Raw genomic sequence first — 11290 nt, 5'->3', positions numbered from 1 at the left:
CGCCGCCGCGCAGAAGGACTGGGCCGCCCGACCCCGCGGGAGCGGGCCGCCGTGCTGCGCCGGGCCGGACGGCTCTTCGAGGAGCACGCCGAGGAGATCCGCTCCTGGATCGTCTCCGAGACCGGCGCCATCCCGCCCAAGGGCGGGCTGGAGGCCAAGATCGCCGCTGACGAGTGCCACGAGGCGGCCGCGCTGCCCACCCACCCGCACGGTGAGGTGCTGGCCACCGACGAAGATCGCTGGTCCCAGGCGCGGCGCCGGCCCGCCCGAGTGGTCTCCGTGATCGCCCCGTTCAACTTCCCGCTGATCCTCTCCATCCGCTCCGTGGCGCCGGCGTTGGCGCTGGGCAATGCCGTGCTGCTCAAGCCCGACCCGCGCACCTCCGTCTCCGGGGGTGTGGTGTTGGCCCGCATCTTCGAGGAGGCCGGCCTGCCCGAGGGGCTGCTGCATCTGCTGCCCGGCGGCCGAGAGACCGGCGCCGCCGTCGTCGAGGCCCCGGAGGTGCGCGTGGTGGCCTTCACCGGTTCCACGGAGGCCGGCCGCAGCATCGGGGAGACCTGCGCCCGGCTGCTGAAGCGGCCGCATCTGGAACTCGGCGGCAACAACGCGATGATCGTGCTCCCCGAGGCTGACCTGGACCGGGCGGTCTCCGCGGCGGCCTTCGGCTCCTTCATGCACCAGGGACAGATCTGCATGACCACGGGGCGGCACCTCGTCCACGAGGACATCCATGACGACTACCTGGAGCGACTCGCCGCGAAGGCCGACGGCCTGCCGGTGGGTGACCCGGCCCGGGAGCAGGTGGCCCTGGGGCCGATCATCGATGAGAACCAGCTCAAGCGGGTGGACTCCATCGTCCAGGAGACCGTGCTCCACGGCGGCCGCGTGGTGGCCGGCGGCACCCATGACGGACCGTTCTACCGGCCTACGGTGCTCACCGACCTGACCGAAGAGAGCCCCGCCTGGGCGCAGGAGATCTTCGGGCCGGTGGCCCCGGTGATGCGGTTCCGCACCGAGGAGGAGGCCATCGCCCTGGCCAATGGCAGCGCCTACGGGCTCTCCGCCTCCATCCTGGGCGACGTCGGCGCGGCCATGCGGATCGCCGACCAGCTCGCCTCTGGGAAGATCCACATCAATGAGCAGACCGTCTCCGATGAGGCCTATGCCCCCTTCGGCGGCGTCGGCGACTCCGGCAACGGGAGCCGGGTAGGAGGCGCGGCCGCCAATATCGAGTCCTTCACCGAGCTGCAGTGGCTGACCCTGCGTCCGGAGATCGCCCAGTACCCGTTCTGACGCCGTCTCTCCGTCCCGACGCCGTTGGTCCCGACGCCGGCCAGGCCGCCGTCGTCGTCGGCTCCGGCGTACTCTGAGCAGGGGCAAGGAGACGTCAGGAGGCGCGGGTGAGCAGAGGCGAGCCGTCACAGGTGGGCGCATCGGGCCGCGAGGGTCCCGGGATCGGGCTGCTGGCCGCGCTGCTCGGTGCGGTCGGGATCGGCCCGGTGCTGCTCTACGGGCTCAGCGCCACCAGTGAGCTGGTGATCGCCGACCTCGGCATCACCGAAGCCCAGTTCGGACTCTTCGCCACCGTCTGCTTCGCCTGCGCCGCCGTGGGCAACGCGTCTCTGGCCCGACTCTCGGACCGGCTCTCCGACCGTGTCCTGATGAGCCTGATCTTCGTGCTCGCCGCGCTCGCCCTCGGCCTGGCCGCCGTGCCAGGAGGCTACGTCCTAGTGCTCGTGGCCGCCGGGGTCTCCGGGCTGGCCCAGTCCTTCCCCAACGGGGTCACCAACAGGATCCTGCTGCAGCGCGTGCCCGCCCGCCGGCGCATCGGCTGGGCCGGAATCAAGCAGTCCGGGGTGCAGGCCAGCCAGCTCACCGCCAGCCTCGCCTTCCCCGCCCTGGCGGTGTGGATCGGCTGGCGCGGCGCGTCCCTGCTCTCTGTACTGCTGGCCCTGGGCCTGATGGCGCTGACCTTCCGCGCCTGCGAGCCGCACCGCCGCTGAGCGGCCCCCGATCCTGGTCGCTCCAGGCCGACCTCGGCCTCCCCGGGTGCGACGCCGGAGGCCCCCGGCGCGTCACCGGCCACAGGCCGGGGACCGGAAGGGGCGCCGTCGAGATCGCGCCTGCCGAGTGCGGTGTGGGCGCTGACGCTCTTCGGCTTCCTCAACGGGCTGGGCGTCCAGGCCACCAACGTGTACCTGCCGCTGTTCGCGGTGCGGGAGCTGGAGTTCAGTCTGCTCGCTGGCGGCATGACCGCCGCGGCCGCCGGCGCGATCGGGGTGGCCGCCGCGTGGGATGGGGCCGGGTGATGTCGCCGCGGCGCTTCTGCACCGAGGCTGCTGCTCGCCCTGGCGCTGATGGCGCTCGCCGGGGCCGGGACGTTCCTGCTGGCTGGGGCGACCGGCTGGGCGGCGCTGCTGTGGCTGGCCGTGGCGCTGCACGGGGCCTCGGCGCTGGGGGTCTCCGTGGTGATCATGGGGGCGCTGCTGCGCCGCATCCCCGCGGAGAAGATGGCCTCGGCCACCGGCATCGCCACTGCAGGGATGTTCGCCGGATTCACCCTGGGCCCGCTCGTGATGGGGCTGCTGATCGGCGCCACGGAGGATTTCAAGCCGGGTGGCTGGCCGCGGCCGGGACCTATGCCGGCTGCGCAGTGCTCGCCGCCGCGCTGGTGGCCCGGGGCAGGTGACGTCCTGCTGCGTTGCCTCCGCAGCAATTGTCGCTAAACGTCGCTTCAGTGCCTGGATTCCGACCACCGCTCCGGAGCCAAGGGGTGGGGCGCCAAGGGTTCGAGTGCCGACGTGGCAGACTCGTGGTGGCGCAGCCGACGGGTGAGGCCGTCGCAGGAGCGGCATCGACGCGGTGCTGAGACAGGGAGGAGCGCATGGCAGAGTCCACGGATCGCGGATGGTTGGAGTCCAAGCTGCTCGCCGACGGCGAGGAGCCGGACCCCCGGTTCACCCTCGCCAATGAGCGCACCTTCTTGGCCTGGATCCGCACCGCCCTGGCCTTCCTGGCCGGCGGCATCGCCCTGGAGGCGTTCGCCGCCGACGTCTTCGCCGACCCCTACCGGACCATCATCTCCGTGCTCACCATCGGGGTCGGGCTGCTCATCAGCCTCGGCGCGGCGGCCCGCTGGCTGCATGTGGAGCGCAGCCTGCGCCGTCGTCGACCGCTGCCCATGCCGCTGATCATCCCGGTGCTCAGCTTCGCCTCCGGGGTGGCGATGGCGGTGGTGATCCTGCTGGTGGTCATCAGCTGATGCCGTCCACCCCGGCCGCGCTGCACGGCGACCCCGGGCTCCAGCCGGAGCGCACAGTGCTCTCCTGGGGCCGCACCATGCTGCTGTTCGCCCTCATCGGAGCGGTGTTCCTGCGCTGGATGCCGCACTACGGGCTGTGGACCCTGCTGCTGACACTGGTCTGCGCTGGTGTCGCGGCCGGCATCTACCTCACCCAGCGGGTCCGCTACCGGCGCCAGGCCCGCGGGGTCCAGCAGGAGAAGGTGGAGGCCGACGTCGTGGCGGTCCTCTGCACCACCGGTGCCGTCGTCGCCCTGGGCGTGTTGGGTCTGTTCGCGGTGCTGTGGGCCTGAACGCCCCCTGAACGTCCGGCGTCGAGTCTGGTGGCAGGCTGGATGGGGCCTGGCTTGCGTGTTGTGTCCCGTGTGCTACGTTGCCCGCTCATCCACGATCAGGAGGTGCTTGTCATGTCCAAGAAGCTGTTGACAAGCTGTGCCCTGGCCGGCGTGCTCCTCGGAGTCGCGGCCTGCGGCGATGCCCCCGAGGAGGGGGCCGACGCGGACACCACCGCCGAGGCGGAGCAGGGTGCCGAAGAGCAGGGTGCCGAGCAGGGCGCTGAAGAGCAGGGTGCCGAGGGTGAGGCCGGTGCTGAGGGCGAGATGCCCGAGCCGGACACCTCGGACATCCCCGACGTGGTCGCCGAGGTCAACGGGGAGGAGATCTCCGGGGAGGACTTCGCGGCCTTCTACGAGAGCCAGTTCCAGCAGGCCGTCATGCAGTCCCAGATGAGCGGCGAGGAGCCGGACGAGGACGCCATCAAGGAGCAGTCCCTGGAGTCCATGATCGGCAACGAGCTGCTCATCCAGGACGCGGAAGACTCCGGCTACGAGGCCAGCGAGGACGACGTCGAGGCGCTGTTGGAGGACACCGCGGAGCAGTCCGGCATGGAGTCGGTGGACGACCTCATCGCCGCCTACGAGGAGCAGGGCATGGACGAGGAGCAGCTCCGCGAGGACGCCCAGAACCAGGTGCTCATCGACCAGGTGATCGAGGACATCGACGTCGAGGAGCCCTCCGAGGAGGAGCTTCGGGACTACTACGACCAGTCCGTGGGTCAGCAGGCCCCGCCCGAGGAGGGCGCTGAGGAGGGTGCCGAGGGCGAGGCCCCCGAGACCCCGGAGTTCGAGGACGTCAAGGACGAGCTCGAGGACCAGCTGACCAGCCAGAAGCAGGGTGAGGCCGCCCAGGCCCACGTGGACGAGCTCCGCGAGGACGCCGACGTGGAGACTCACCTCTGAGTCGCTGACTCACCCCGCGTCACAGACTCACCCACATCGCCGACCCGCCTCGGGTGCGGCTGACACACATCGATCGGTCGATCCGGCGAGATCACCGGGCCTGTGAGGCTCAGATCCCGTCGGATCGACCGATCGGTGCGTCGTGGCGCGCCATGCGCCTGCGCCGGTCAGCCGGCTGGAAGGGCGAACTGCGCGACGACGGCTGCCGCCAGATACGCAGATCCCAGGGTGAGGAACCCGATGAGCACGACCTTCCAGCTCATCTTCTTCAGCCCATCGATGTCGCGGCCGAGGCTCAGCCCGAGCAGTGCGATCTGCGGAAGGCCGACCAGCAGCACGTTGAGGTCCTGGGTCATGGCCACGAGGAACTCGGAGCCGGGGAAGAACGGCGCCGAGGCCAGGGTCGCCATGCCGAGCACCCAGATGCTCGCCGGCACCCCTCGGGTGTAGCGGGCCAGCAGGAAGGCCAGCACGGAGAGCCCGGTGACCATGGTGATGCCGATGATGCCCGTCAGGTTCAGCTCGCCAGTGCCCTGCCAGTTGATCAGCAGCCCGGCGACGCCGGTGAAGATGAAGGCGGCCACCCAGGCGGCGATGGTCGTCGGCGGCGGCGGGTCCTGCGGCTTCTTCGCCCGCGCCGGGCTCTCCTCCGGGGCGGGGACAGGCTCGGCGGCGATGCTGCGCGCGTCGGCCTCCTGCTTGCCGAGGACCTTCACCCAGACCCGGTAGAACCAGCGGGCGAAGGGCAGCACCACGTAGACGCCCATGTAGAAGCCCACGATGTTGGTGACCAGGTTGGAGATCGCGGCCAGGGCCATGATCTCGCCAGCCATCTCCGGGTAGAGCACGGTCAGCGAGCCGACGCCGCCGAGCATCATGGAGGCCGAGCCGAGACCGCAGGCCAGGGCGAGGGCGCGGGGGTCGAAGATCTCCAGGCCGCCGGTGATGCCGGCGATCAGCGAGATGAAGGCCGCACCGAAGACGGTGCCGAGCAGCCAGACGCCGAACACGCCCTGGTACTCGGGTGCCCGGACGCCCCACTTGTCGATGGCGTAGGCGAGGTAGGACTCGCGGTTGGCCGACCAGGTCGCGCCGATGGCCACGCGTCCCATGCCCATGGCCACGGCCACCGGGATGCCGATGATGACGGTGCCGAAGGCGTTGCCCAGCTCCTGCAGGGCGATGGCGGGTCCGATGTCCACCAGGTCCGGCAGGGACGGGCCGATGCCGGTGCCCAGCAGGGCGAGGAAGACGACGATGCCGACCCGGATCAGCAGTTCGCTGACGGCTCGCGTGGGCCCGGTGACGGGGCGCCAGGGCTGGAGTCCGACGACGGCGCCGATCAGCACTGCCCACAGCAGCGGGAACAGCACGATGGCGGCGAGGCCGATGGTGAGCTCATAGGTGCCGATGAGGACGGCGGCCGCGGAGACGCCGACGCCGAGTCCCATGGCCCACATCCAGGAGCGGCGCGAGTGCCTCTGGTGCGGAGGGTCGACGGCGGCGGCCTCCGATGCCGCCTCGGTGTGGTGTCCGGTGGTCTGCATTCAAGCCTCCCGCGTGAATTGGTATACCAAAACCATAGGGAGCGGTGTGACGTCCGTCAATAGCTGCTGTGAGGCGTTTCACAGAGTGAGAAGGTTCTGTCGCTCAACAGCAGGCGCGGCGTCGCGACGCGGACGAGCCGGCCCGGGAGCAGGGGGAGACTCCCGGGCCGACCCGTACGGCGGCGCCGGTCCACGGCGCCGATCAGGGGAGCAGCGCCCTCTCAGGCGCGGCGTTCAGCGGATCGGGAAGCTCGGCGGCTGCAGCTCCTCCAGGCTCCGTCCGGCATGGTCGCTGACCGTGTGGGAGGCGATGTACTCGTCCAGGAACTCCTGGGCGCGCGGGAGGTAGTCGCCGTCGTCGACGGTGAGGATCTCCCGGTCCTCGACGATGGTCCGTCCTGCCACCACCACGCGGGTGATGTCCCGGCCGTCGCCGTTCATCACCAGAGTGCGCACCGGGTCCGCATGAGGGCCCACATGGGTGCCGGTCAGGTCCATCACGAAGTAGTCCGCCTGCGCGCCCGGCGCAAGCCGCCCGAGGTCCTCCCTGCCCAGGGCGCGGGCGGGGTCCAGGGTGGCCGAGCGGAACAGGTCATGCGGCTGGGCCGCCGGGCCCCGGCCGGTCAGCGTCTTGGTCATGGCCATCGCCAGATCCAGGGCGCGGACCATGTTCGGCGGGGCGGAATCGGTGCCGATCACCACCCGCACCCCGCGCTGCCGGTAGGACTCGTAGCTGTCCATCGCGGAGCCGTAGTGCCCGCTGGGGATCGGGCAGAAGATCACCGAGGTCCCGGACTCGGCCAGCAGCGCCAGGTCATCGATGCTGTCCCCGCCCGCCCCATGCTCGGGGCGGCACAGGTCCTCGGGCATGTGCAGGTGTCCCGGGAGGGTCCAGGCATGCGGAATGAACGTGCGCTCGCCCAGGAAGCCGATCTCCGCCAGATGCGGCAGCGAGCGGCGCGAGGTGCGGGCGATCATCTCCCGGTTCTCCTGGATCCCCTGGGCGGCGTGCAGACGGATCGGCACGTCCAGGTCGTCGGCCGCCTGCCGGGTGTGCCGCAGCGTCTGCTCGGTCTGCGTCTCGATGCGTGCCGGCAGCAGCGCCCCGCGGATGAGTCCGCCCGCGGCGCCGTCGTAGTCCTGGATGAACCGCACGGCGTCGTCCAGTCCGTCCAGGCCCTTCTGCTCGTCGCGGTGCAGCAGCATCTGCGTGCCGTCGGTGTAGGGCACATGGGTCCGGTAGCTGGGCCCCAAGTAGGCCCGGATGCCCAGCGCCTCCACCGCCTCGGCGGTGTCGGCCATGTCCTGGTAGTCCTCGCACCATTCCTTGTAGGTCTCGGCGGCGATCGGCATCATCGTGGTGATGCCGTTGCGGATCAGCTGGCTGATCGCGAATTCGCGCCGGAACTTCTCCTGGGACCGCGTGAAGCGCGGACCGTGATCGTGCAGATACTCCTCGGACCAGGCCAGGCCCAGCAGCCGGGAGGCGTCGGGCCAGCAGTCGAACAGGGCGTGGTCGATGTCGGCCAGTGCGTTGAGGTCGATGAAGCCGGGGGAGATGACGGCGTGGCCGGCGTCGATCTCCCGGTCGGGGGCGCCCGGCCAGTCACGGCCCACGAAGAGGATCTCGGCGTCGTCGTGGACGAGCTCGCCGTCGGGGATCAGGCAGTGGTCGCCGTCGGCGTAGCCGATGACGAACCGGGCGCGGATGCGGGTGATCATCAGCGGACACCTCCGATCAGCTCGCCGTCGGAGGCCACCAGCCGGCCGGCGGAATAGACATCACGTGCGGCAGGGCTGTCCATGACCGCCGCGGTGACCGTGTCGGCCTGCAGCAGGATGAAGTGCGCGGGAGCGCCGACGGCGAGGCCGAACTCGGCGTCGTCGAGAAGGCTCACGCCCTCGGGCCGGGCTCCGGCCATGACCATCGCCCCGCCGCGGGAGGCGATGTCCACGCAGGCCTCGACGTCGGCGTCGCGGCGGAACCCGTTGGTGAAGGCCAGCTGCCAGGTCCGGCGCAGCAGGTCGCCGTCGCCGTAGGGACTCCAGTGGTCACGCTGCCCGTCCTCGCCCAGGCCGAGCGCGACCCCGTGCTCACACAGCAGGCTCTGAGGCAGGGAGCCGATGGAGGGGGCCACCGTGGTCAGCGAGACGCCTGCCTCGGCGAGCTGCTCCACCACGCGGGCCACCTCCTTGTCCGGATTGGTGTGCAGGGCGAAGGCGTGGGAGACCGTCACCTTGCCCTGCAGGCCCAGTTCCCGGGTGCGGTGGGCGATCTCCTCCATCGAGAAGATGCCGGCGGTGCCGGACTCGTGCAGGTGGATGTCGGCGCCCGCACCGTGCTTCTCGCACAGCCCGAACACCACGTTGAGGTGGGAGACCGGGTCGCGGTCATAGAGGACGGGGTCCAGGCCGCCCACCAAGTCCGCGCCCTCGGCCAGCGCCTGGTCGAGCAGGTCGACGACGCCGGCCTCCCGCTGGATGCCGGCCTGGGGGAAGGCCACGATCTGGTGGTCGATGATGTCGGTGTACCGGGAGAGCCCCTCCTGCACGCCGTGGAACCGCTCCAGGCCGCAGTCGGAGTCCACCTGGGCGTGGGAGCGGATCCGCACTCCGCCGGAGGCGATGATCTGCGCCAGCGCGTAGGAGGCCTGGTCGGCCACGCTGCGCTCGCCGTCGCGCCATTTGCGACGGTCGTTCATGATGTAGCCGTGCAGCGTGCCGTCTGCGGTGTGGGGCAGGAAGGTCTGCCCGAGGCGGTTCGAGTCCAGGTGGGAGTGGACGTCGCCCAGGGCTGGAAGCAGGACGCGGCCGCCGCCGTCGACGATCTCCGCGCCGTCGGGGGCGGGAGTGGTCCCGGCCGGGATGATCTCCGCGATGCGGCCGTCCTGGACCGTGAGGTCGACGGCAGGTTCGTCGGGGGTGCGAGGGAAGAGTCTGACGTCGGTGAATCGGGTGGTCATCCGCTGTCTCCTGGATGGTCGGTGATGTCGGGCGTCGACGGCGTCGGTGGAGCTGACAGGGTCAGTCTCGGGCGACCTGCCGAGGGAGTGGGAGAAATCACGTCCACGTATTATGGTATACCAAACAGGAGTGGCACGATATTGAGGTGACAGGATCAGGAGGCGGGCATGAGAACTGACGCGCAACCCGGACGGGGCGCGACGGCCCTGGCCGTCCTGGCCCTGGCGCTGCTGGCCGTGTGCCTGCGTCCCGCCGCGACGTCGCTGGGCCCCGTGCTGGCCGAGGTCGAAGCTGCCTTCGCGCTGCAGGGGTGGCAGTCCGGACTGCTCACCGCGCTGCCCGGAGCCGCCTTCGTGGTCTTCGGGGCGATCTCCTTCCTGCTGCTGCGTCGGCTGGGTCTGTTCTGGTCCCTGGCCATCTGTGCGGCGGCCATCGGCACCGGGCTGGGCTTGCGGGTGCTGGTGGACAGCTGGTGGGGCTTCGCGGCGTTCACCACGCTCTCACTCGCCGGCATGGCGATGGGCAACGTGGTGCTGCCCGTCTTCGCCAAAGCGCGTTTCCCCGAACGCCAGGCCGTCTCGGTGACCGTCTTCATGGTGGGACTGGGGCTCGGCGCCTCCGTCCCAGCCTGCTCACCGCACCCCTGGCCGAGCACGTCGGCGGGTGGCGCTTGGGTCTGGGGGTGTGGGCCGGACTGCCGCTGGTCGCCCTCATCGCCTGGGCCGCCCTGCGGCGCCTGGGCGGCGTCCCGGCCGCCTCCACCCAGAACCGCGGCGCCTCCGGGGCGGTCGGCCGCATCACCGCGTCGTCCGGGGCCTGGATCCTGCTGCTCTACTTCGGGCTGCAGTCCCTCCACGCCTATACGCACTTCGGCTGGCTGGCCCGGATCTACCGCGACGCCGGCCTGGACCCTGTCGCCGCCGGCGCCATGGTCGCGATCATCGTCGCCGGAGGCATCCCGGGCGGCTTCATCGCCCCCCAGATCGTGGTGCGCCGCTGGCATGTGCGCAGCGTGCTCATCGGCTACGGCCTGATCTCCGCCGTCGGCTACACCGGTCTGCTGGTCGCCCCCACCACCACCCCATGGCTGTGGGCGATCTGCCTGGCCATCGGCGGGTTCTCCTTCCCCTCGGCGCTGGCGCTGATCACCGCCCGCACCCGGGATCCGGAGTTCACCGCGCGGGCCTCCGGCTTCATCCAGTCCGGCGGCTACGTCTTCGCCGCCCTCGGCCCTCTGGCCATCGGCGTGGTCCTGGAGCGCACCGGCACCTGGACCGTGCCGCTGGTGGGGCTCATCGTGCTGGCCCTGGCGATGGCCGTCGTCGCCTGGTGGGCCTCCTCGCCCGAGTCTCTGGATGATGAGGTGGCGCCCGACGGGCCGCCGCCGGGCGAGTCGCAGGAGGCGGCCGATGCGGAGACGGGCAGCGCGGAGACGAGCATTCCCGAGGCGGGCCCAGCAGACGCGGAGTGGAACAATGAGACCTATGGCCGAGCCAGAGAACAGAGAGTCCGAGACGACGCGCGTGGCCACCCGGCTGCGCGAGCAGATCATCGACGTGAGCGCCTGCCCGGCAGCAGGCTCGTCGAGCGTGAGCTGGCCGCCGAGCTCGGCGTGAGCCGGGTGCCCGTCCGCGAGGGTCTGCGCCTGCTGGCCGCCGAGGGTCTCATCACGCCCCGGCCCCGGACCTGGGCCATCGTGCGTGAGTTCACGGAACGTGATGTGCGCGAGCTCGAGGAGGTGCGCACCTCCCTGGACACGCTGGCCTTCACCTCGGCCGCCCGGCGCCACGACGATGCGGGACTGGCGCGCCTCGAGCGTGTCCTGGTCAACGGGGAGGCCGCGGCCCAGGCCGGCGACGCCGTCACCGCCCACCGTGCCGCAGCCGCCTTCCACTCCACCGTGGTGGAACTGGCTGACAACACCCACCTCCAAGAGCTGTGGGGCACCATCCAGAGCCGGGTCCGCTGGATGCTCAGCCAGCATGATGACCTGCTGGTGGTCACCCAGGAGCACCGCGGCCTGTTCGAGGCGCTCGCCTCCCGGAACGAGGAGCTGCTGGAGCGGCTGGTGGTCGAGCACGCCCAGACCAGCCGGGATCAGCACCGCGAACGTCAGGCCCGCCGCAGCTGAGCGGGGCGGCCTGTCTAGCGGTGAACTTGACGGGGACCGAGCTGCTAGACATAACGATCCATAGGGTCATTCATAATCAACTTATCGTTTTGTGATGTCCCATCCACTG

General features: G+C 70.8%; 11 protein-coding genes. 8 read left to right on the top strand and 3 right to left on the bottom strand.

What is annotated here, in order from left to right; translation table 11 throughout:
* The 7 genes from BCY76_RS05015 to BCY76_RS04995 all read left to right on the top strand — a co-directional run.
* Positions 1 to 1293, top strand: a 1293-nt coding sequence (locus tag BCY76_RS05015) for a benzaldehyde dehydrogenase (RefSeq protein ID WP_139827622.1), incomplete at its 5' end; no start/stop codon positions are given.
* A 107-nt stretch (positions 1294 to 1400) separates the two neighbouring features.
* The gene (locus BCY76_RS18930) at positions 1401 to 2003 is read left to right on the top strand and encodes an MFS transporter (RefSeq protein WP_237089973.1); all 603 of its coding nucleotides are present in this window, start codon (positions 1401 to 1403) and stop codon (positions 2001 to 2003) included.
* 132 nt (positions 2004 to 2135) lie between these two features.
* The gene (locus tag BCY76_RS18925) at positions 2136 to 2309 is read left to right on the top strand and encodes a hypothetical protein (RefSeq protein WP_237089972.1); all 174 of its coding nucleotides are present in this window, start codon (positions 2136 to 2138) and stop codon (positions 2307 to 2309) included.
* A gap of 48 nt (positions 2310 to 2357) precedes the next feature.
* Positions 2358 to 2726, top strand: coding sequence for a hypothetical protein (locus tag BCY76_RS18920; protein ID WP_070161350.1), 369 nt, complete (start codon positions 2358 to 2360; stop codon positions 2724 to 2726).
* A gap of 158 nt (positions 2727 to 2884) precedes the next feature.
* Complete coding sequence (locus BCY76_RS05005; protein WP_085437264.1) at positions 2885 to 3262, top strand: YidH family protein; 378 nt, start codon at positions 2885 to 2887, stop codon at positions 3260 to 3262.
* A complete protein-coding gene (locus BCY76_RS05000) occupies positions 3262 to 3594 on the top strand; it encodes a DUF202 domain-containing protein (RefSeq protein ID WP_070161348.1) in 333 nt (110 codons plus the stop codon). Before BCY76_RS05005 ends, BCY76_RS05000 begins: the two co-directional genes overlap by 1 nt.
* Positions 3595 to 3708: 114 nt before the next feature.
* Positions 3709 to 4539, top strand: coding sequence for a SurA N-terminal domain-containing protein (locus BCY76_RS04995; RefSeq protein ID WP_070161346.1), 831 nt, complete (start codon positions 3709 to 3711; stop codon positions 4537 to 4539).
* A gap of 167 nt (positions 4540 to 4706) precedes the next feature.
* Here BCY76_RS04995 and BCY76_RS04990 read toward each other — a convergent pair whose 3' ends face one another.
* From BCY76_RS04990 to BCY76_RS04980, 3 genes are all read right to left on the bottom strand, one after another.
* Positions 4707 to 6086, bottom strand: a complete 1380-nt coding sequence (locus BCY76_RS04990; protein ID WP_237089971.1) for a DUF3100 domain-containing protein — start codon at positions 6084 to 6086, stop codon at positions 4707 to 4709.
* A 234-nt stretch (positions 6087 to 6320) separates the two neighbouring features.
* Entirely contained in the window at positions 6321 to 7808 is a 1488-nt protein-coding gene (locus tag BCY76_RS04985) for a chlorohydrolase family protein (RefSeq protein ID WP_070161344.1), read from the bottom strand.
* A complete protein-coding gene (locus BCY76_RS04980; protein WP_070161342.1) occupies positions 7808 to 9049 on the bottom strand; it encodes an amidohydrolase family protein in 1242 nt (413 codons plus the stop codon). Before BCY76_RS04980 ends, BCY76_RS04985 begins: the two co-directional genes overlap by 1 nt.
* 683 nt (positions 9050 to 9732) lie before the next feature.
* Here BCY76_RS04980 and BCY76_RS18915 point away from each other — a divergent pair.
* Positions 9733 to 11181: an FCD domain-containing protein gene (locus tag BCY76_RS18915; protein WP_237089970.1), complete on the top strand. Its 1449-nt coding sequence runs from the start codon at positions 9733 to 9735 to the stop codon at positions 11179 to 11181.
* Positions 11182 to 11290 lie beyond the last annotated feature (109 nt).

Origin of the sequence: Nesterenkonia sp. PF2B19, from assembly GCF_001758425.2 — a bacterium.
GTDB classification, from domain to species: domain Bacteria; phylum Actinomycetota; class Actinomycetes; order Actinomycetales; family Micrococcaceae; genus Nesterenkonia; species Nesterenkonia aethiopica.
This window is presented reverse-complemented; position numbering and strand designations above follow the sequence as displayed.